Here is a 20360-nt window from a genome sequence, read left to right as displayed (position 1 = left end):
ATGTTTCGGCCAACCGTAGCACCACCGATTTAGTATAGGCTAGCCTTACAAACCTGGGTGATCAAGCTAACGACCCGAACGGAGTCACCATCGATGAACCGGACGCCCTACGTCCTCGCGCGTGAACTGACAGACGTCCCCGACGAGGTCCGCACAGCGCCCGCACCGGTGGTTCCCGTTTTCCCCGAGCCGTTCTCGTTACGCCTGGTGGACGTCGATTCCGAGGATCCTCGCACGATCACCGAGTGGATGCGCCGGCCGCACCTGCTGGAGACCTGGGAGCAGGACTGGCCGGTCGAGCGCCGTCACGCCGACTGCGCCGCGCAGCTGGCCGGAACCTTCTCCCGCCCTTGCCTGCTCGGCTACGACTTCGCCGCACTCGGCGACCCGGAGACGGGCCGCCGGGATGTCGCCTATGTGGAGTTGTACCGCCCGGCCAAGGACGAGATCGCGACGCTGTACCGGGCCGATCCGCGCGATATGGGCTTCCACATCGCCACCGCCGACACCAGGCTGCTGGGCCGCGGCGTGATGTCGGCGTGGATGCGGCAGCTGGTGGAGCGCCTCTTCGAGACCGAGCCCGAATGCCGGCGCGTCATGTGCGAGCCCGACTACCGCAACACGCCCATGCGCAAGGCCCTCGAGAAGAACGGCTGGCAGCACCTGGGCGACTTCGACATTCGCCCGGACCGGCGGATCTCGCTCTACACGCTGCTCCGCGATCCGGCGGATCTGCCGGTGCTGCGATAGCGATCACCGAACCCGCACGGCCGCGAGGATTTCCTCGCGGCCGTTGCCGTTTCGGCTGTCCGCCTGCCGTTTCGGCTGTCCGCCTGCCGTTTCAGCGGTGCGCCGCCGTATCTGCTAGCGCGCCGCGGCAACCCGCTCGCGCGCACCGCCTCGGCGCTGCGCCAGGTCCGAGCGCAGCACCCGGTCCGAAAGCTCGCCCAGGCAGCTGAGATTCGGGAAGCCGGGGCCCTGCGCCAGGGCGGCCATATTCGGCAGGTAGAGCTTGGCGTTCAGACCCGACAGCGCCAGGTCGTAGCCGATGGCGTTCTCGATGCGATCCTGGGTCAGCGGTCCGCCGACGGCCAGTTCCAGCAGATCGGTTGCGCCCGAGTCGAACAGGTCCAGGAACCACAGCGGCTGCCCGCCGGTGGCGTCCACCACCAGGTCGAAGGAGTGCACCTGGTCCGCGCGCATGTCATTGCGCAGCGTGAGGGCGACCCGATCATCCTGATCGGCGATGTTCACCACCCGACCCTGCAGGTGGTGCACCCGGTTGTCGCCCAGCAGGCTCTCCTGCACGCGCACCGAGAACACACCGCGATCGGTGCGGCGGATGACATCGCGGCGCTCCTCCATGCCGAGGGCGCTCCACTTGGTGGGATCGCTGTAGAGCGAGTTCTCGAAATAGCTTTCGCCGCGGGTGTACAGCGTGGCCTTCGGCGAGATCACCGAGATGGTGAGCATTTCGTGGCGGATCAGCTCGTCCAGCGCCGAACCGGCGGTCTCGCCGCCGCCGACCACCGCGGCCCGTGAGGACGGCGGCAGCGCGCGCCGCCCGGCCAGATCCCAGAATTCGGCGATACTCAGCACCTTGGGATGTGCGGTGAGCGCACGATCGCTGCGCCCCGGACCGGTGATCATGACGGCGTCGCAATCGATTTCGCTCAGCCCGCCGTCGGCGTCGGCCACCTGCACCAGCCAGCCGTCGGCCGCGGCGGAAATGCCCCGCACGCTGCCCAGCACGAGTTCCAGATCGATCGAGCGCCCCACCCACTGCAGGTACTTGGCCCACACATGATGCTGCGGGCTCGGCCGCCCCCGGTCGATCCACTCGGCATAGGTGCCGTGCTCCACCAGGAACGCCGACCAGCTGAACGCCCGCATGGCCTCGTCGATCTCGCGATTGTGCCCGCGCGCCCACGTGGAGTGATACGGGAACCCGACATCCTTCTCCGGGCTGGTGCCGAGCCGGTGCTGCCCGTCGGTCCACCCGCCGCTGGGCAGCCAGTTGCCGCCCACCGCATGCGCTTCGACCACGATCACCCGGGGCGCGGGCAGGCCGAGCTTGCGCAGCACATGCGATTTGGCCGCTACCGCCAGGGCTTTCGGCCCCGCGCCGACCACGAGAAGTGTGTCCACCGGTTCTCCTGCCTCATCTTCGTCGAGCAAACACCCGCCCCTCCGGGTTTGCATAGGCTTACCTTATCTTGCATTGCGATGCGCGGGTCGCGCCAGGCCTTGCTCCGCAATGAGGGAGTGATCTCGGCCCCGAGCTCTGACGAGCTCGGAGCCGATCGCGAAGGGCGGAAGGGGTTGGCCCGAAGTCAGGCCGGAGCGGCCTCGAGACGCCAGCCGGAGGCGCGGGTGCGTTCCTTCCAGAAGTCGGCGTAGCGGCCCTCGAGAGCGAGAAGCTCTGCATGGGTGCCGCGTTCGACGATGCGGCCCGACTCCATGAAGAGGATCTGGTCGGCGTGGGCGATGGTGGCCAGGCGATGCGCTACCACGATGACTGTTTTGTCGCGGGTGAGTTCGTGGATGCCGCGGACGACGACCGCCTCGTTCTGGGGGTCGAGGGCGCTGGTAGCCTCGTCCAGGAGGACCACGGGGGCGTCCTTGAGCAGCGCACGGGCGATCGAAACGCGCTGGCGCTCACCGCCGGACAGCGCGGTGCCACCCTCGCCGACCGTGGTGTCCCAGCCGTCGGGCAGGCGGGCGGCGATCTCGTCCACGCGCGCCACCGCCGCCGCGCGGCGTACCTGTTCGTCCGTCGCATCCGGTCGTCCGGCCCGAATGTTCTCCAGGACGGAGCGATTGAACAGGTAGACGTTCTGGAAGACCAGGGAGACCTGGCCCAGCAGGGTTTCGGTGGGCTGGTCGCGCACGTCGTGACCGGAGACGGTGACGCGGCCGGAATCGGTGTCGTGGAAGCGGGCGGCCAGGCGCAGGACCGTGGATTTGCCCGCGCCGCTGGGGCCGACGATGGCGGTGGTGGTGCCCGCCGGGACGGTGAAGGTGACGTCGGAGAGAACCTGATCGCCGTCGCGATAACCGAAACTCACCTGGTCGAACACGATCTCGGGAGCGCCCGGGGTGACCGGCGTATCCGATTGCGGCAGCGCGGGTTCGGCGAGCAGCGTGGCGACCCGGTCGGCCGCGGCGGCGGCCGAGCGCAGGGCGGTGCCCAATTGCGCGGCCTGGTTGAGCGGTTCGATGAAGCGGGCGCTGACCGCGATCAGGGCGATGGCCGCGCCGGCGGAGAGGGCGCCGCCGGTGACGCGGCCGACCACCAGATAGACCAGGACGAGGAAGACGGCCTGCACGACCAGGGAGAACACGATCAGACCGGGGACGCTGGCGACCAGCATTCCGGAGGCGGCCTTGCGCTGGCGGGCGAGGGCCGCGTCGAGAGCCTTGTTGCCCTTGCCGACCGCGCCGAAGGAGCGCAGAACCGGTTGCGCCTGAGCGAATTCCAGCACCCGCGCATTGGCCTCGGAGGCGGCCTCGTGCATGCGCTCGTCGGAGGCGGTGTAGGAGCGGTTGGCCCACAGGTTGACCGCGAACAGCAGCGGCGCGGCCACCAGCATGGCGAGCGAGATGCGCCAGTCCACCAGCAGCATGCCCGCGGCGACGCCGAGCGGAACCAGCACGCCGGTCAGGATTTTCGCGATCAGATACGCGATCAGGCCCTGGACCTCGCGCACGTTCTCGACCACGATGCGCGAGAGCGCGCCCGCGTTCTGAGCATCGAACCAGCCCAGCGGCAAGGCGTTCAGGTGATCGCCGAGCCGGGTCTGCAAACCGTGCTGCATGCCCACGCCCACGCGCAGGCCGAGCACCGACTGCACATAACTGAGCACCACCACGCCGGCGACGGCCAGGCCCAGCCACAGCGTCCAGCCCCAGGCCCGGCCGAGATCGTCGTCGAAGAGCGCCTCGAGCACCGGCACCAGCAGCACGTAGGCCGCGGCCTGGCACAGCGTCTGCGCGATAATGGCCATGAACAATCGCGGTGTGAGATGGGCGTATTCGCCCGGCACCAGCGCGAGCACCTTGCGGATCATCGGGTTCCCTCCCCGGCCTTGTCGCCTGCGGCGCCGAATTCTTCGCCGTCGAGCGCCGCGACGACCTCGAGCGCCGCTTCGTTGATCTCCCAGAGTCGCTGGTAGACGCCGCCCGCCGTGCACAGGCTCGCATGATCGCCCTGTTCGACCAGAGTTCCGTTCTCCAGCACCAGGATTCGATCCACACCGGTGATGGTGTGCAGCCGGTGCGCGATCACCAGCACGGTGCGGCCCGCGACCAGCACCGCGAGCGCGTCCTGCACCGCCGCCTCGGATTCCGGATCGGCGAAGGCGGTGGCCTCGTCGAGCACCAGCACCGGGGTGTCGGCGAGCAGGGCGCGGGCGATCGAAAGCCGCTGCGCCTCACCGCCGGACAGCACGGCGTCGACCCCGATCTCGGAGTCGTAGCCGCGCGGCAGCGCCAGAATGCGCTCGTGAATGCGGGCGGCGCGGGCGGCCCGCTCCAGGGCCGCGTCATCGGCCTCGGCACTGGCCAGCCGCAGATTGTCGCGAATGGTGCCGCGAATCAGCCGCACGTCCTGAAAGACGAATCCGACTGTGCGATACAGCTCCTCGGTGGCGAAGTCGCGCACATCGCGGCCGCCGATGGTGATCCGGCCGGATCCGACATCGTAGAAGCGGGGCAGCAGCTTGGCGAGGGTGGACTTGCCCGAACCGCTCGGGCCGACCAGCGCGGTAATGGTGCCGGGCGCCAGCTCCAGATCGACGCCGCGCAGCACCTGATGGTCCGCGCGGTAGCCGAAGCTCACGTCCTCGAAACGCACCCGCCCGGCCGGAACATCGGCCTCGGTCTTCGCCGAATCGGCTGTACCGGAGGCCAATTCCGGCGTCTGCAGGAGCTCGTGCAGCCGCAGCGCGGCATCACCGGCGGTGCGCAGCGCCTGCGCGCCGTAGCCCAGCCCCAGCAGCGAGCTGCCCAGACCCAGGCCGACCAGCAGGAACGGCAGCACATCGAGCGGCTCGAGCCGGTCCGCCCCCACCCCGGCCAGTCCGGCCGCGACCACCAGCAGCATGACGAAGACCGGCGCGACCACCGTCTCGGAGATCGACTGCACGGTCATGACCGGCATCTTCAACCGGCGCACGCTCTCGGTCTGATGCTCCACCGCGTCCTGGAACACGCTGTGCGCCTTGCCGGCCCGGCCGAAGGCGCGCACCACCTGGATGCCCTCGACGAATTCCACCGTCGCCTCCCGGGTGCGCAGCTCGGCCGCGTTGTAGGCCACGATCCGTTCCCGCCCCGGCTCATCGAGCATCTTCTTCATGCACAGCGCGTACACGAACAGCGGCACCAGCAGCACGAGGGTGAGCCGCCAGTCCACGGTCGCCAGATAGATCAGCGTCACCAGCGGCACCGTCACCGAGCCGACGAAGTCCAGCCGCGCGTGTGCGACCAGATAGTGCAGCGCCTCCACATCGTCCTGGAGATACTTCTTGACCTCGGAGGAGGTGCGCTCCCCGAACCAGCCGAGCGGAACCCGGGTCAGCTTGTCGGCCAGCAGCCGCCGCAGGGTCAGCTGATAGCCGCCGTCCACGGCGTGCGACCAGGTCAGCGCGACCGCTTGCAGCAGGGCCCGCGCGACCAGCACGAGCACCGCGATGAGCAGCAGCCGCCATACCCGATCGGTGTCGGCCTGCTCGTCGAGCAGTTCCCGGCAGGCCGAGACGATCAGCAGGAAGGGCACCACCGCGCAGACCGAGGCCACGGCCACGATCAAGCTCGCCAGCGACAGGGTCCCGGCCACCGGGGCCAGGATCTCCTTGCGCGCCCGCGCCTCCCGCTGTTTGCGGGCCTTCGCCGCCGCCTTGCCGGACTCGGCGTCCGCTGGTGCGGTGTCCCCCACCTCGGGCTGCGCCTCTGTGGGCGGCGCGACCTCCACCGTCATCTCTTCTGCCTCTCGATACGGGAATCGATCAGAAGATAGGTTAGGCTAACTTGCTTGATTGTGGGATTCCGGGCACCGATGAATTCCGCGATCACGGCTCGTCTGCATCGGTGAACCAGCGAGGACCGCGGCCTCGCACCGCAATTCATCAGCCGAAACGAGCCTCATCATGATCAAGAAGTCCTTGGCCGTAGTCGCCGCCCTCACCATCTCCGCCACCGCACTGCTCACCGCCTGCGGCACCGAATCCAGCGAGACCACCCAGCCGGCCGTGACCACCGTCCAGACCGGTCAGCGCGCCAACGTCAATGGCCTGGAGATGTACTACGAGGTGCACGGCGAGCGGAACGGCAAGCCCCCGGTGGTGCTGCTGCACGGCGCGCTGTCGGGCATCGGGACCGATTTCGGCGAACTCATCCCCACCCTGTCGCAGACCCGTCAGGTCATCGCCGTCGAACAGCAGGCGCACGGCCACACCGCCGATATCGACCGCCCGCTGCGCACCGGCACCATGGCCGACGACACCGCGGCGCTGTTGCGGCAGATCGGCGTCGAGAAGGCCGATATCTTCGGCTACAGCATGGGCGCGGGCGTCGCCCTCGACATGGGCGTACGCTACCCGGATCTGGTGAACAAGCTGGTGCTGCTGTCGGTGGGCCTGTCCGCCGCGGGCCTGCACCCGGGCACCCTGGAGGGCATCCAGACCTTGCAGCCGGACATGCTGCACGGCAGCCCGTTCCACACCGACTACCTCGCCAATGCGCCGCGGCCGCAGGACTTCCCGACGCTGGTCGCCAAGATCAAGGATATGGACGCCAACGTCCCGACCTTCCCCGAGGAGTCGGTGCGCGCCATGAAGTCCCCGGTGCTGAACATTATCGGCGACTCCGACATCGTGACCCCCGAGCACGCGGTGGCCATCTTCCGGCTGCTGGGCGGCGGCATCATGGGCGACACCCCGGCCGGGCTGCCGAACTCGCAGCTGGCCATCATCCCCGGCGCCTCGCACGTCTCGGTCATGCACCGCCCGGAGCTGCTCGGCGATATGGTCCCGGCCTTCCTGGACAAGGAAGTCAAGCAATAGTCCACGACTCATACGGAATCCCTCACCCGGGGCGAGCGTTGACCGGATGCATGACATCCACCGACGCTCGCCCTTCCGATGCGCCCGTAGTCGATCCCACCACCGAACTCGGAGCCAAGGCCGCCGACCGCCTGCGGACCGACGGCATCATCTGGCTCACCACCACCGGTTCCACTGGGACACCGCAGCCGAATCCGGTCTGGTTCCTCTGGGAGGACGGTGAATTCCTGCTCTTCAGCATTCCCAATCAGGCCAAACTCCGGAATATCGCGCGCAATCCGCGCGTCTCGCTGAACCTCAATACCGCGGGCGGCAATGACGTCGTCATCCTCACCGGCACCGCCCGCATCGACGACCAGCCGCCCAGCGCGGACGAAATCGCCGCCTACACCGAGAAGTACACGCCCGGGCTGGCGGCGCTGAACATGACGCCGGAGAAGTTCTACGCCACCTACTCGGTCCCGGTCCGCATCACACCCGATCGCCTGCGCGGCTTCTGATCTCCGCTTCCCCGCGTGCGGTGACGCGGGAACGAATTCCCGTGCGGGCGAGATCGAGTACGACCAGTGCGATCGCGCCCGCGAGCAGCGCGGCCGCGCCCACCGGAGAACCGGCCGCGCCGACCAGACCGGCCGAGGCCACGGCCGGGGCGTGCAGGCGGCCCAGGCCCGCCATGGCCGCGGTGGCCACACCCACCCCGAGCAGCGCCGCGAGCGCCCCGGGCCCGGTGAGCAGCGCGGCGACCAGCCCCGCGGTCACCGAAACCGCATGCCCCGCAAGCACTGTCACTGGTTTGGCGGCGGGCGGACCCGGCGTCGCGGCGAGCACCGCCGCCGAGGCGGCCAAGGGCGGCGCGAAGTACGGATCGCCGGCGATGCCCTGTGCGAGCGCCAGCGGCGCGAGCAGGACGACGGCGGTCAGCGCCGGTTCCAGGCTGCGCCGGACCGCGGTACGGCGATCCGGCGCGGCCGCTATCACGCGGCGGGCCAATCGTTTTCGGTTTCGGCGACCTTGTTGACGTAGTTCGTCAAGGTCTGCAGCGCGACCAGCGCGATGATCTCCAGAATCTGCTCCTCGGTCCAGCCGGCCGCCAGCGCCGCGGCCGGATCCGCCTTGCCGCGGCTCTCGGTCAACTCCCGGGCGAAGGCGACCGCGGCCGCCTGTTTCGGATCCGCGGAGGTGCCGCGCTTCGCCGCGTCCACCTCGGCGTCCTCGAGCCCGGCCATCCGCTTGCCGAGATAGGTGTGCGCCTGGACGCAGTACCCGCACTCATTGGCGGCGCCGACGGCCAGGGCAATGCGCTCGGAGGTCGGGCCGGGCAGCGTGCCCTGCTTCAGCGCACCCGACAGCGCGAGATAGCCCTCCAGCACCGCGGGCGCGTTCGCCATCACCTTGGGCATGTTCGGCACTCGCCCCAAACGCTTGCGCACCTCGTCCAGCAGCGGAGCGTTCTCGACCGGAGTGATCATCTCTCTCAACTTTCTAACGGAACATCAGGCTCATTCACGTTAGAACATCACGGAATTTCGGCGCAATACCCGTTATAGTGAGGGCATGGCCGACCCGACCGCCCTCCGCCTGGCCAACACCATCCGCGCCACCGGCAGCGGGCTGACCGACGCCTTCGCCACCACCGAATCGGTCCGCGACTGGCTGACCGCCAATGCTCCCGAGCTCGGCGAATTCCTGGATCCCGCGACCTTCGTCCCCACCGAGCAGGACCGGGTCGCCCTGGTCGAGCTGCGCCAGCACGTGCGCGCGCTCTTCGCGAAAGCCGTTGCGCCGGAACCGCCCAGCGGGGCCGACGCGAGTGCGCTGCCGCCGTTCACCGAGGCCCTCGACGCCCTCAATGCCGCCGCCGCGCCCCTGGTGCGCGAATTGCGCTGGGACTCCGCCGGGCCGAGCCTGCGCACCCGCCTGCTGACCACGGACGAGCTGCACACGGTCAAGGCCGTCCTGGCCGATGCCGCCATCGAGTTCTGCACCGGGCCGACGCTCCCCCAGGTCCGGGTGTGCCCGGCCCCCCGGTGCGTGCTGTATTTCCTCAAGGGTCATCCCCGCCAGGAGTGGTGTTCGGTGGCCTGCGGCAATCGGGCCCGCGCCGCCCGGCACTACCACCAGCATCGCGCCGAGTAGGGTCGTCCCGTGAGACGCAGGCAGCAGCCGCCGCTGGCCAAGCGGCACGGGTTGGACCCGGCGCGCTTGCGGCTACCCGAGGACGGCGAATGGGAGACCATTCGCGATCACCTGGTCGAGCGGCTGCCGCGGGTGGATCCGGCGCGCATCGACGAACTGCTGCGCGAGGGCGGGATCGTCGACCTCGACGGGCCCATCGCCCCGGATGCCGCGTATGTGCCGGGCGGGGCGGTGTGGTTCCACCGCGATCTGCCCGAGGAGACCGAGGTGCCGTTCGAGATCGGCATCGTGCACCGCGATGACGACATTCTCGTCATCGACAAACCGCACTTCCTGTCCACCATCCCGCGCGGGCAGCACATTCTGCAGACCGCGCTGGTGCGGCTGCGCCGCGAGCTCGAGCTCCCGGATCTGATTCCCGCGCACCGGCTGGACCGGGTCACCGCCGGGCTCGTGCTGTTCGTCGTCAACCCGGCCCGGCGCGGGGCGTACCAGACCATGTTCCACAAGCGAGTGGTGCACAAGGAGTACGAGGCGATCGCACGCTTCGATCCCGAGCTGGAGCTGCCGCGCACGGTGATCAGCCGCATCATCAAGGAACGGCAGGTGCTGCGCGCCTACGAGACGCCCGGCGAACCCAATGCCGAGACCCGCATCGACCTGCTGGAACATCGCGACGGCCTGGGCCGCTACCGGCTGCGGCCCAGGACCGGCCGCACCCATCAGCTGCGGCTGCACATGAACGGCCTCGGCATCCCGATCCTCGGCGACGACTTCTATCCGGAGCTCACCGACAAACCGGTCGACGACTTCACCCGCCCGCTGCAATTGCTGGCCTCGGCGCTGGAATTCACGGATCCGGTCTCACGTGAGCCACGCCGCTTCGAAACCACCCGCAGCCTGCAGGCTTGGGATGATCCGGAGGGCTGGGCGGCAGCCTTTTAGCCGGCCCGGGAGCGGAACCCTGAAGGTCCCGAGAGCTTGTGGTCTCGGGGGGTTCGGGGGCGGAGCCCCTGAGAGTCCCGGGAGTTGGGTTACCGCAACCGCAGATCGTTCTCAGGAAGTGAACGTACACTGGCCGCGATGTCTCGAAACGATAACGGCGCGGTCGTAGCACTCGGCGACGCCCCGGCGGTCCCGGTCGACGAAGCCCCGGCGGTCCCGATGGAATCCGCCCTTCCCGCAGCATCCGCGCCCACTCGGCACCGCGTGCACGCGTATATCGATGTGGCCGTTGTCGTCATCGTGCTGACGTGCACCAATCTCATCGCGCACTTCACCACCGCGTGGGCGAACATCGTCACGGTGCCCATCGCGGCCGTGGTGCTGGTCGCCATGGTGCGCCGGCGCGGGCTCGGCTGGGCGGAACTCGGACTGTCCCCGCGGCATTGGCGGCGCGGATCGCTGTGGGCGCTCGCGGCCGTCGGCGTGGTGCTGGCCGCGGTGGCCATCGGCGCGGCGCTGCCGATCACCCGCCCGTTCTTCCTGGCCGATCGCTATGCCACCATCTCCGGTGCGCTCATCGCGTCCATGATCGTCATCCCGCTGCAGACCGCCATTCCCGAGGAGCTCGCCTTCCGGGGCGTGCTGCACGGGACGCTCGATCGCGTGGTCGGGGCGCGCGGCGTATTCGCGGCCGGATCAATGCTCTTCGGCCTCTGGCACATCGCCTCGTCGCTGGGTCTCACCAGCGGTAACAAGGGATTGACCGGATTCCTGGGCGGCGGCCTCGCCGGGCAGGTCATCGGCATCGCGCTCGCGGTGGCGGCGACCGCGGCGGCGGGCGCCGTGTTCACCTGGCTGCGCCGCCGCAGCGGCAGTCTGCTCGCGCCCATCGCCCTGCACTGGGCGGTCAATGGCGCGGGCGCCCTGGCCGCCGCGCTGGTCTGGCACGTCACCATGAATTGAGTGGGGTGGGCCGGCTGACCACGGAACAGAGGATGGTCGGCCAGCCGGCCCGGATCGGTTCGGACGGGACAGGTCCCGCCGAACCGGGTCTCTAGCGCTCGCTCACGAGCCCGATCTCGGTCGCTCTCACGAACCGAGGAAGCCCAGTGGGCCCGCGCCGCAGGTGGCGCTGCCGGTGAGCGTGGGTTGCAGGACGTTCACCTTCAATTCCCAGGCGGAGCCCTGCAATACCGCGAGGGTGTGGGTGCCCGCCTTCTTGGGCGTCCACTGGATGGTGGCCTTGCCATTGGTCGGCTTGATCGGGCTGCCGGAGATGACCAAACCGTTGTCGTAGAACCAGGCCTCGAACCAGTGGTCGAAGGTGGCGGTGATCTCGTAGGTGCAGGCCGCGTAGATATTGCGGGCATTCACCTCCAGTCCGGTGGGCACCGCCGAGGCGTAGGGCGCGGTGAGCGCCGCCGAACAGGCCATCGCGGCCACGGCAGTGGCGGTGAGGCCGACCCGTTTGGCGATGCGCTTGTTCATGGGCATGGTCATGTCGAAACTCCTTGGTACCGGCCGCATCACGTGCGGTCGGCGAACTGTATCCAGCGGCGCGATCGGCGCGCGGGAGTTTCGCGAAAAAACTGAAACATGTTTCGGTCAGATCAGCTCCGGGGGGTCGTTCCAGCCCAGATCGCGCTCGAGCAGGTCGAACAGCCGCTCGTTCCACGGCCGGTAGAACTCGCGTAGTCGCGCCGCGGTCTCGGCATCCAGCGGCGGGAAGTCGAGCGGATTCCGATTGAGCACGGTGCGGATCTGCGGCACGACCTGCGGCAGCCCGAGGAACTCGTGAATGCGGCACACCGTCTTCGGAATATCGGCGAAGAACTCCTCCGCCGTCACGAGGAACACCCGCTCGCGGCCGTAGGTGTCCAGCCAGCGGCGCACCGACGGCAGGTAGACGCCGGTCCCCAGCATCGGCATGGACGGCAGCGTGGTCGGCGGCGGCGGGGCCGGAAAGGACCCGAGGGCCAGCGAGACGTACTCGGCGAAGGTCCGGCCGTAGGGCAGGGTGCGCAAACCGTTTCGGCCACTCAGGAATAGATCCCATTTGTAGTGCGAATACGCGCGTTCCACCGGATCGCGCAGCATGAGAACGACTTTCGCTTCCGGCCTTACCGAATGGAAATTATCGATGAGCGGAATATCGTGCAGTAGCGGATCGAAATGGCCCACCAGGGCGTGCCCGGTCCGCGCCGCCACCGCCGCCTTCTCCCGCTCGGTCGGGAAATACGGGCCCCACAGCGCCGGGAAACCGTGGCCGATCTCCTTCGTGAGCGGAGCGAGGATGCTCGGGTGCCGCATGAGATACGCGGCCAGGTCGGTGGTTCCGCTCTTCAGCGCGCCGACGCAGGTGAAGTCCGGTAGGGTGCGCTGCCCGCCGGAACGGGAGCGCAGCCAGAGCCGGATCGGCGGGACCGCGCCGAAATAGTGATCCAGTGTCAGGTATCGCCAGCCCAGGCCGAGACTGCGCACGGGATGTCGCAGATATCCTTCGCCGTGATAGCGCTGTGATTGCCATTGCTCGAAAAGGCGGACGCCCTCGGTGTATCGGTCGTCGCCGATACAGCACGCTTCGCCGGTTTGCTGGCCCATTCGATTCCCCTGCCTTTCAATACAATCCCCTGCCCCTGGATTGATCGAAGTACGGTACACCATAAAACGCAGCCTGGCCCGCTTTCCGAAACGGAAAGCGGGCCAGGCATTTCGGGAGTGTCGGCCGGTCCCGTATCCACAGTCAAGAGTCCGCGACCGATACACGTGGAGGACGAGCCGCATGCCTACCAGCGTGCGGAATCACGCTCCACGTCGTAGTGGGACTGCGTCCACGAGTGGTCGTTCCATTCCTGGTGCCGCGGGTCGGCGTCGCCGCCGTGCCCGGGCCACCAGGCCTTCTTGCCGATCAGCGCCGTCACCGCCGGAGTGAAGAACAGCGCCATGACGAAGGCCGCGATGGCGATGCCGACCGAGATGGCGAAGCCCATCTGCGACATTACGCTGTTGCCCGACAACATCATCGAGGCGAAGGTGCCCGCCAGGATGAGACCGGCCGCGGCGATCGTCGGACCGGTGTGCCGCACGGCCAGCGATGCCGAGGTGTGCGGATCATTGCCCTCCTTGGCCTCTTCCCGCAGCCGGGCCACCATGAGGATGTTGTAGTCGGTGCCGAGCGCGACCACGAACAGGTACATGATGATCGGCAGCGTGAAGATCAGGCCCGAATCACCCTGCAGGTTCTGGAAGACCAGCACCGCCGCGCCGAGCGTCGCCGCGAAGCCGAGGAACACCGAGAGCATCAGGTACCACGGGGCCACGAAGCTGCGCAGCAGCAGCGCGAGCACCAGCATGATCAGCAGCGCCGCCACCGGGAAGACCACCTTGTAGTCCCGGTTCATGGCGTGCTGGAAGTCGACGAATACCGAGGTCATACCGCCGACTTCGGCGGTGGTGCCGGGCGGGACCGAACCGTGCGCGGCATCGCGCAGCGGACCGCGGACGGTATCCAGCGCGGCATCCGATTCCGGAGCGGAGTTCAGCGTCACCTGGAACTCGGCCGTCAGCTTGTCCTCCGACAGCAGCGGCTGCGACACCTGGCCGACGCCCTGCACCCGGGCCAGCGCCACACCGTAATCCGTCAGCGCCGCTTCCTGCAGCGGCTGACCGGTTTCCGAGTGCAGGTAGACCTGCGACGGCTGGGTGGTGCCCGCGGGCAGGCCCTTCAGCAATTCCTTGCTGTAGACCGTGGATTCGGTGGTGTCGGAGGTCGAACCCGAGGTCATGTCGAAGGTCGGGTGGAACCCGAAGGCGAACACGCCCAGCGCCACCAGCACACCGCCGGAGGCCACCGCGAAGACGCCCGGCCGCTTGCCCATCCCCCGGCCGATGGCCGCGAAACGCGCACCCTTGGGCTCCTGCTGCCAGGCCTTGGACGGCCAGAACACCTTGGTGCCCATGAGCGAGACGATCGCCGGCACCAGGGTCAGACCGGCCAGCAGGCAGACCGCCACCGCAATGGCCAGCGACGGGCCCATGGCCCGGAACAGGCCCAGCGTGGACAGCACCAACGCACCGAAGGCGATGATGACCGCGGCCGCGGCCGAGGTGATGGCCTCGCCGACACGGGCCACGGCGCTGGCCATGGCGGTCTTCGAATCGTCACCGGCGCGCAGGCGCTCGCGGAAACGGAACATGAGGAACAGGATGTAGTCGGTGCCGACGCCGAACATGACGACCAGCAGCAGCGCCTGCGTGGAGCTGTCGATCTTCAGGTCGAAAGCCTCTGCGGCCCAGGCGATGAGGCCATTGGTGGGCATGGAGATGGCGAAGATGACGAAGATCGGCAGCAGCGCGATCACCGGGCTGCGGAAGATGATGAGCAGCAGCACCAGAATGAGCAGAATGGTGGCGATGCCGACGATGGCGAGCGCCTTCTCACTCGATTCCACCTGGTCCAGGGTCTGCGCCGCCTGACCGGTGATACCGGCTTTCAGCTCGGTGCCCCCCACCTGCGTCTTCAAGTCCTCGCGGAGATCCTTGACGGCATCCTGCTGGCGGGTGTCATCGGGTGCGGTCACCTTGGTCATGCCCACCGCGATGATCTGCACGGCACGGTTCTCCGACGGGGGCGTCACCTGAATCCCGGTGACATCAGGGACATTCAGCTCGCCGAGCTTGCCCGCGACGCTCGCCACCGTGGCCGAGTCCTGTTCGGTCAGCGGCGTTCCGTCCTCGCGGGCGAAGACGATGAGCGCGGCCGGCGGGGCGCTATTGGGAAAAGCCTTCTCCTGCAACTCCATTGCCTGGATGGATTCGTAGTGCGAGGGCAGGAAGTCGGATTGTTCGGTGGTGGCGGTGAGTTTCGGCGCGGTGGCCACCACCGCGGCAATGGCGATCAGCCAGGCGCCGATCACCAGCCACGGGTGTTTGACGACGAAGCGCCCCAGTCCGGAGAACATGCGGGGGAAGTCCTTTCAGGGTTTCGGCCGCGTGAATCAGATGTCGAGGTCTTGCGCGGACGGGTTCTGCACCACGTCCGCCACGATCCGGTACGCCTTGGCGGGGACCAGGCCGCGCACCTCGGGCAGGGAGTCGACGACCTCGAGGGTGAAGTCGCCGTAGCCGTCCTCGAGGCCGACGAACCGACGCCAGTTGCGCATGTCCTTGATCCAGTCGCCGAACATGGCGAGTTCGGACCGGCCGGAGTTGCCGCGCGCGGCGAGGAGGTCTTCCTTCTTCTCCTGGTAGGTCTTCTTGGCGTGCTGGGTGAAGTCGTTCCAGTCGATGTACTGGCGGTGCACCACGTACTTGCCCTTGCGACTGAGGAAGACCTGGACGATCTCGGTCCCGCCCTTGGTGACCTGCTGCGCCTCCGCCAGCAGGCGACCGGTGAAGCGCTGGCTGCGGCGGCCGCCCGGGCCGACGCGCAATTCGATCGCGTGCATATCGCCGGCGGGCTGGATGTCCGGTGCGACGTTCTGCGGGTCGTCGTCGGCGGGCTTGTGCATGTCGAGGGCCATGGGGTGCTCCGATCCATCAGTGAATGCGCATATGGGCATGGGTTTACTACACGGCGACATGGGCTCAATTCCTCTGTGCCGCAATGTTTCTGCGATTTTCAGGGCTCGGGCGGCTGCCTAGCGCCGCCCACGCTCAACACTATAAGTAGACGTATACGTATAGCGCAACCCCGAGCAGACCCCGAACCTTCCCTGAATCGGATATCGGGAGGTCAGCGCCGCTTCGACGCCTCCCTCAGCGTCCCCGGCGCTTGCCCGGCTGCTTGCGAGCCGGCTGCTTCTTCGCGCCGGCAGGCTTCTTGGCGGGCTGCTGTTTGCGCGCCTGCTGCTTGGGACGCTCGGACTTGTCCGCGGCCCGCGTCACCGGCGTGCGCGTGCTGCGTTCGGAGCGGCCGCGCACCACGCCCACGAACTCCTCGACCAGGTCCGTGGTGTGCGCGGCCGGCCAGGCCAGGGCAATCTCCGTCTCCGGGACGTCGGTCATGGTCCGGTAGACCAGATCCTTGCGATGATGCAGCCGCGCAATGGAATGCGGCACCACCGCCGCGCCGCTGACCGCGGCCACCAGCTCCATGGTCATCGCCGCCTCGTCCAGATCGGCGGCGTCCTGCATTCGCTCATCGGCGAGATCGGCCGTGCTCACCTGGTCGAACAGCGAGATCGGATGATCCTTCGGCACTACGACCACCGGCGTCTCCCGATACAGCGGGATGGCGCTCATGCCCTCGCGGTCGATGGGCAGCCGCACGAAGCACATATCGACGCGGCTCTCCCGCAGCGCCGGTTCCTGCTCCTTCATCGGCACCGGGATCAATTCCAAAGGGATGTCCGGGAATCGGTCGCCCCAGATCCGCTCCCATTTGGTGACGGTCACGCCGGGCACGAAGCCGACCCGCAACCGCTGCTGTCCCTCCGCCTCCTCGACCGGAGCCGCCGGAGCATCGGCGATGATCGCCCGCGCCTCGTCCAGGACCTGCTGCCCGTCCTCGGTGAGCTGGGTCGGGCCGGCCCCCGGCACGAACAGCTTGGCGCCGAGCTCTTCCTCCAACTCGATGACCGTCCGGCTCAGCCGCTGCCGCGAAATCCCCAGCCCGCGTGCGGCCCGCGCGAAGTGCAATTCCTCCGCAACCGCCACAAACCAGCGCAGACGGGTAACCTCGATCGACTCCAACCGGCTCATTCCATCCAGGTTATTGCACCGCCTGCGCGGCGCCTCCCACCACGCCCGATACCCTTACCCGGTGAGCCCGGACAAGAACCACCAGACCATGAAGCCGCTGACCGCGGCCAGCAAGCTAGGCATCTACCTCCCGGCAACCCCGGAGGACTTCCGCAGCTCACCGGTGACCCGCGCGCAACTGGAAGAGCTCCGCACCAATCCCCCGCAGTGGTTGCAGGACCTGCGCCGCACCGGCCCCTTCCCCCGCGACGTCACCGCCCACAAGCTGGGCGTCACCAATTCCGCCCTGTCCCGCAACGGCATTCCCGACGCCCTCACCGCCGAGCAGATCGACGCCTACCTGGCCGATCCGCCGGAGTGGCTGATCAAGGAGCGCGAGAACCTGGTCGAGGTGCGCAAGGAGGCCGAGCGCGTCAAGACCAAGGAAGCCGAGCGCCGCGCCGCCACCAACCGGCCCCGAAAGAACTACTGACGTCAGTACCGTGGGGTCATGGCACTGACGTTGCAAGAACGACAGGAATTCCTCGCCCGACCCCTCATCGGCGCCCTGGCCGTCAACGACGGCCCGGACCGCGCACCCCTGAACGTCCCCATCTGGTACGACTACACCCCCGGCGGCGAGCTCTGGATCGTCACCGGCCCGGAATCGAAGAAGATGCGCTGTCTGAAGGCCGCCGGCCGCTTCAGCATGATGGCGCAGGTCCTCGAACCCACCGTCCGCTATGTCACGGCGGAAGGCCCCATCACCCGCATCACCGAAGCCACCGACGAGATGCACCGGGCCATGGCCGCCCGCTACCTGCCTCCCCCGGCGGTAGAGGTCTACATGAAGGAAGCCGAGTCCTACGGCGAGATGGCGGCCGTCTACATGCGCCCCGAACACTGGCTCTCCGCCGACCTCGGCAGCATCAGTTGAGCCGTGCTGCTGCCGCTACCCGAACCGGGAGTAGCGGCCCATTCCCGTGAGCAGCAGGGCCCACTTCCCGAAGGGGCTCGCCCACCCACCCCACAAACACGACAAGGCCCGCTTCCCGAATGGGAAGCGGGCCTTGCGTTTACGACTGGAGAGTCGTGGAGGGACTTACTTGGCCCGCTCCAGGACCTCGACCAGACGCCACCGCTTGGTGGCGGACAGCGGACGGGTCTCCATCAGCTGCACGCGGTCGCCGACATTGGCGATCTCGTTCTCGTCGTGGGCCTTGACCTTCGAGGTGGTGCGGATGATCTTGCCGTAAAGGCGGTGCTTCACGCGATCTTCCAGCTCGACCACGATGGTCTTGTTCATCTTGTCGGAGACGACGTAGCCGATGCGCACCTTGCGCGAGCCGCGTTCCTCCTGCTTGGCCGGCGTCTTGGCCGGGCCCTTTACGTCGCTCATGCGGCGTCTCCCTTGCCTTCAGGACCGGTGGCCAGGCCGAGCTCGCGCTCCCGCATGACCGTGTAGATGCGCGCGATCTCGTGGCGGACCACACGCAGGCGACGGTTGTTCTGCAACTGACCGGTCGCCATCTGGAAGCGCAGGTTGAACAGCTCTTCCTTGGATTCGCGCAGCTTGGCGACGAGCTCTTCCTCAGAAAGCTCGCGCAGCTCTGCAGCCGGAGTTCCGGTAGCCATCAGAACTGCTCCTCTCGCGTCACGATCCGGCACTTCATCGGGAGCTTGTGCATCGCGCGGCGCAGGGCCTCACGAGCGGTCTCCTCGTTCGGGTAAGAAAGCTCGAACATGACCCGGCCGGGCTTCACGTTCGCGACCCACCACTCGGGCGAACCCTTACCGGAACCCATTCGGGTTTCGGCCGGCTTCTTGGTGAGCGGGCGGTCCGGGTAGATGTTGATCCAGACCTTGCCGCCACGCTTGATGTGGCGGGTCATCGCGATACGCGCCGACTCGATCTGACGGTTGGTCACGTAAGCCGGCTCCAGAGCCTGGATGCCGTACTCGCCGAACGCAACCGCGGTGCCGCCCTTGGCCATGCCGGAGCGACCCGGGTGATGCTGCTTGCGGTGCTTGACCTTGCGGGGCATCAGCATTGGTCAGCCCTCCTGATTCTCTGCCGGAGCCTCCGCCACAGCGGTGGCGGCGCGGCCGGCCTCAGTGCTGGTCGCCGTGGTGCCCTGGGCGCCGCTGCGACGCGGACGGCTCGGGCGCTCACGACGCTCACGGCGCTCACCGGACGGAGCGGCGGTCGCGGTGACCTCACGCTTGCCGCCGACGATGTCGCCCTTGTAGATCCAGACCTTCACGCCGATGCGGCCGAAGGTGGTCTTCGCCTCGTACAGGCCGTAGTCGATGTCGGCGCGCAGCGTGTGCAGCGGCACGCGACCCTCGCGGTAGAACTCCGAGCGCGACATTTCCGCGCCGCCGAGACGGCCGGAGCACTGCACACGGATGCCCTTGACGTTCGGCGAACGCATGGCCGACTGAATGGCCTTGCGCATCGCGCGACGGAACGCCACACGGTTCGACAGCTGCTCGGCCACACCCTGGGCAACCAGCTGCGCATCCGACTCGGGGTTCTTGACCTCGAGGATGTTCAGCTGAACCTGCTTCTTGGTGAGCTTCTCCAGCTCGGCGCGAATGCGGTCGGCCTCGGCGCCGCGACGGCCGATCACGATGCCCGGACGCGCGGTGTGGATGTCCACACGCACGCGGTCACGGGTGCGCTCGATCTCGACCTTCGAGATGCCGGCCCGCTCCATGCCATTGGCGAGGAGCTTGCGGATGGCGACGTCTTCCTTCACGTAGTCCGCGTACTGCTTGTCCGCGTACCAACGCGACTTCCAGTCGGTGGTGATGCCGAGGCGGAAGCCATGGGGATTGATCTTCTGTCCCATTTACTTTGCCCCTCCCTTCCGGTTACGAGTGGCACCGGCAGTGGGCACGCTCTCGACCTCGATGGTGATGTGGCTGGTGCGCTTGCGGATCCGGAACGCGCGGCCCTGGGCACGCGGCTGGAAACGCTTCATGGTCGCGCCCTCGTCGACGAACGCGGTCGAGATGACCAGCGTGGCCGGGTTCAGGCCCAGGTTGTTCTCGGCGTTGGCCGCGGCCGAAGCGACGACCTTGGCCACCGGCTCGCTGGCGGCCTGCGGGGCGAACCGCAGGATGTTCAGCGCGTCCTCGACCCGCTTGCCGCGAACCATGTCCACAACGCGACGAGCCTTCATCGGCGTCACGCGAACGTGCTTGGCGGTCGCGCGCGCGGTCGGATTCTGAATGTCAGTCATCGCCGCTTGCTCTTCCGATCTTCCTTGACGTGGCTCTTGAACGTGCGGGTGGGAGCGAACTCACCCAGCTTGTGTCCAACCATGTTCTCGGAGACGAACACCGGCACGTGCTTGCGGCCGTCGTGGACCGAGAACGTGTGGCCGATGAAGTCCGGGATGATGGTGGAACGACGCGACCAGGTCTTGATGACCTGCTTCGTGCCCTTCTCGTTCTGAACGTCCACCTTCTTGAGGAGGTGTTCGTCGACGAACGGGCCCTTCTTCAGGCTACGTGGCATGTCTAACCTCC

The 20360-nt window shown here is 67.8% G+C and carries 24 protein-coding genes; 8 read left to right on the top strand and 16 right to left on the bottom strand.

Going from position 1 to position 20360, the window contains the following annotated elements:
- The first annotated feature begins 93 nt into the window (after positions 1-93).
- On the top strand, positions 94-750 hold the full coding sequence (locus tag ACYQ5L_RS04830; RefSeq protein ID WP_459955799.1) for a GNAT family N-acetyltransferase: 657 nt from the start codon (positions 94-96) through the stop codon (positions 748-750).
- A 114-nt stretch (positions 751-864) separates the two neighbouring features.
- Here ACYQ5L_RS04830 and ACYQ5L_RS04825 read toward each other — a convergent pair whose 3' ends face one another.
- From ACYQ5L_RS04825 to ACYQ5L_RS04815, 3 genes are all read right to left on the bottom strand, one after another.
- The gene (locus ACYQ5L_RS04825) at positions 865-2148 is read right to left on the bottom strand and encodes a SidA/IucD/PvdA family monooxygenase (protein WP_459955797.1); all 1284 of its coding nucleotides are present in this window, start codon (positions 2146-2148) and stop codon (positions 865-867) included.
- A 185-nt stretch (positions 2149-2333) separates the two neighbouring features.
- Positions 2334-4070 (bottom strand): ABC transporter ATP-binding protein, encoded by a 1737-nt coding sequence (locus tag ACYQ5L_RS04820; RefSeq protein WP_459955795.1) that lies wholly within the window; start codon positions 4068-4070, stop codon positions 2334-2336.
- Positions 4067-5977 (bottom strand): ABC transporter ATP-binding protein, encoded by a 1911-nt coding sequence (locus ACYQ5L_RS04815; RefSeq protein ID WP_459955794.1) that lies wholly within the window; start codon positions 5975-5977, stop codon positions 4067-4069. Before ACYQ5L_RS04815 ends, ACYQ5L_RS04820 begins: the two co-directional genes overlap by 4 nt.
- Before the next feature lie 169 nt (positions 5978-6146).
- On the opposite strand from ACYQ5L_RS04815, the gene ACYQ5L_RS04810 reads away from it, so the two are divergent.
- Positions 6147-7061 (top strand): alpha/beta fold hydrolase, encoded by a 915-nt coding sequence (locus ACYQ5L_RS04810; RefSeq protein WP_459955792.1) that lies wholly within the window; start codon positions 6147-6149, stop codon positions 7059-7061.
- 50 nt (positions 7062-7111) lie between these two features.
- On the top strand, positions 7112-7561 hold the full coding sequence (locus tag ACYQ5L_RS04805) for a TIGR03667 family PPOX class F420-dependent oxidoreductase (RefSeq protein ID WP_459955790.1): 450 nt from the start codon (positions 7112-7114) through the stop codon (positions 7559-7561).
- On the opposite strand, the gene ACYQ5L_RS04800 is transcribed toward ACYQ5L_RS04805, so the two are convergent.
- Positions 7533-8039 (bottom strand): HPP family protein, encoded by a 507-nt coding sequence (locus ACYQ5L_RS04800; protein WP_459955789.1) that lies wholly within the window; start codon positions 8037-8039, stop codon positions 7533-7535. The genes ACYQ5L_RS04805 and ACYQ5L_RS04800 overlap by 29 nt on opposite strands.
- Positions 8036-8530 (bottom strand): carboxymuconolactone decarboxylase family protein, encoded by a 495-nt coding sequence (locus ACYQ5L_RS04795; RefSeq protein WP_459955786.1) that lies wholly within the window; start codon positions 8528-8530, stop codon positions 8036-8038. The genes ACYQ5L_RS04800 and ACYQ5L_RS04795 overlap by 4 nt, the downstream gene beginning before the upstream one ends.
- Positions 8531-8615: 85 nt before the next feature.
- On the opposite strand from ACYQ5L_RS04795, the gene ACYQ5L_RS04790 reads away from it, so the two are divergent.
- The 3 genes from ACYQ5L_RS04790 to ACYQ5L_RS04780 all read left to right on the top strand — a co-directional run bounded on the left by ACYQ5L_RS04790 (position 8616) and on the right by ACYQ5L_RS04780 (position 11105).
- Positions 8616-9197: a CGNR zinc finger domain-containing protein gene (locus ACYQ5L_RS04790; protein ID WP_459955784.1), complete on the top strand. Its 582-nt coding sequence runs from the start codon at positions 8616-8618 to the stop codon at positions 9195-9197.
- A gap of 9 nt (positions 9198-9206) precedes the next feature.
- A complete protein-coding gene (locus ACYQ5L_RS04785) occupies positions 9207-10142 on the top strand; it encodes an RluA family pseudouridine synthase (RefSeq protein WP_459955782.1) in 936 nt (311 codons plus the stop codon).
- A 219-nt stretch (positions 10143-10361) separates the two neighbouring features.
- The gene (locus ACYQ5L_RS04780) at positions 10362-11105 is read left to right on the top strand and encodes a CPBP family intramembrane glutamic endopeptidase (RefSeq protein WP_459963324.1); all 744 of its coding nucleotides are present in this window, start codon (positions 10362-10364) and stop codon (positions 11103-11105) included.
- Positions 11106-11231: 126 nt separating this feature from the next.
- Here ACYQ5L_RS04780 and ACYQ5L_RS04775 read toward each other — a convergent pair whose 3' ends face one another.
- The 5 genes from ACYQ5L_RS04775 to ACYQ5L_RS04755 all read right to left on the bottom strand — a co-directional run bounded on the left by ACYQ5L_RS04775 (position 11232) and on the right by ACYQ5L_RS04755 (position 16844).
- Positions 11232-11642: a hypothetical protein gene (locus ACYQ5L_RS04775; RefSeq protein WP_459955781.1), complete on the bottom strand. Its 411-nt coding sequence runs from the start codon at positions 11640-11642 to the stop codon at positions 11232-11234.
- A 105-nt stretch (positions 11643-11747) separates the two neighbouring features.
- On the bottom strand, positions 11748-12743 hold the full coding sequence (locus tag ACYQ5L_RS04770) for a sulfotransferase domain-containing protein (RefSeq protein WP_459955780.1): 996 nt from the start codon (positions 12741-12743) through the stop codon (positions 11748-11750).
- Between the two features lie 185 nt (positions 12744-12928).
- Positions 12929-15103 carry an MMPL family transporter gene (locus tag ACYQ5L_RS04765; RefSeq protein WP_459955779.1) on the bottom strand — a complete coding sequence of 725 codons (2175 nt, stop codon included), beginning with the start codon at positions 15101-15103 and terminating at the stop codon, positions 12929-12931.
- Positions 15104-15139: 36 nt separating this feature from the next.
- Positions 15140-15664, bottom strand: coding sequence for an EXLDI protein (locus ACYQ5L_RS04760; protein WP_459955777.1), 525 nt, complete (start codon positions 15662-15664; stop codon positions 15140-15142).
- Positions 15665-15899: 235 nt separating this feature from the next.
- Positions 15900-16844, bottom strand: coding sequence for a LysR family transcriptional regulator (locus ACYQ5L_RS04755; RefSeq protein WP_459955775.1), 945 nt, complete (start codon positions 16842-16844; stop codon positions 15900-15902).
- A 61-nt stretch (positions 16845-16905) separates the two neighbouring features.
- Between ACYQ5L_RS04755 and ACYQ5L_RS04750 the strand changes: the two genes are divergently transcribed.
- Together ACYQ5L_RS04750 and ACYQ5L_RS04745 are read left to right on the top strand one after the other, a co-directional pair.
- On the top strand, positions 16906-17316 hold the full coding sequence (locus ACYQ5L_RS04750) for a DUF5997 family protein (RefSeq protein WP_459955774.1): 411 nt from the start codon (positions 16906-16908) through the stop codon (positions 17314-17316).
- Positions 17317-17334: 18 nt separating this feature from the next.
- Complete coding sequence (locus ACYQ5L_RS04745) at positions 17335-17760, top strand: pyridoxamine 5'-phosphate oxidase family protein (RefSeq protein ID WP_459955772.1); 426 nt, start codon at positions 17335-17337, stop codon at positions 17758-17760.
- 165 nt (positions 17761-17925) lie between these two features.
- On the opposite strand, the gene rpsQ is transcribed toward ACYQ5L_RS04745, so the two are convergent.
- The 6 genes from rpsQ to rpsS are packed head-to-tail and all read right to left on the bottom strand — an operon-like array spanning position 17926 to position 20349.
- The gene (rpsQ, locus tag ACYQ5L_RS04740; RefSeq protein WP_379192964.1) at positions 17926-18222 is read right to left on the bottom strand and encodes a 30S ribosomal protein S17; all 297 of its coding nucleotides are present in this window, start codon (positions 18220-18222) and stop codon (positions 17926-17928) included.
- Entirely contained in the window at positions 18219-18458 is a 240-nt protein-coding gene (rpmC, locus tag ACYQ5L_RS04735) for a 50S ribosomal protein L29 (protein ID WP_379192963.1), read from the bottom strand. Before rpmC ends, rpsQ begins: the two co-directional genes overlap by 4 nt.
- A complete protein-coding gene (gene rplP / locus ACYQ5L_RS04730) occupies positions 18458-18874 on the bottom strand; it encodes a 50S ribosomal protein L16 (RefSeq protein WP_067543726.1) in 417 nt (138 codons plus the stop codon). Before rplP ends, rpmC begins: the two co-directional genes overlap by 1 nt.
- A 3-nt stretch (positions 18875-18877) precedes the next feature.
- Complete coding sequence (gene rpsC, locus ACYQ5L_RS04725) at positions 18878-19678, bottom strand: 30S ribosomal protein S3 (protein WP_459955771.1); 801 nt, start codon at positions 19676-19678, stop codon at positions 18878-18880.
- The gene (gene rplV, locus ACYQ5L_RS04720; protein WP_379192961.1) at positions 19679-20071 is read right to left on the bottom strand and encodes a 50S ribosomal protein L22; all 393 of its coding nucleotides are present in this window, start codon (positions 20069-20071) and stop codon (positions 19679-19681) included.
- Positions 20068-20349, bottom strand: coding sequence for a 30S ribosomal protein S19 (gene rpsS, locus ACYQ5L_RS04715; RefSeq protein ID WP_019931198.1), 282 nt, complete (start codon positions 20347-20349; stop codon positions 20068-20070). Before rpsS ends, rplV begins: the two co-directional genes overlap by 4 nt.
- Positions 20350-20360 lie beyond the last annotated feature (11 nt).

It is taken from the genome of Nocardia sp. IFM 10818 (assembly GCF_054655275.1).
Note: the sequence above shows the minus strand (reverse complement) of the source record. Positions and strands in the feature narration are given on the sequence as shown.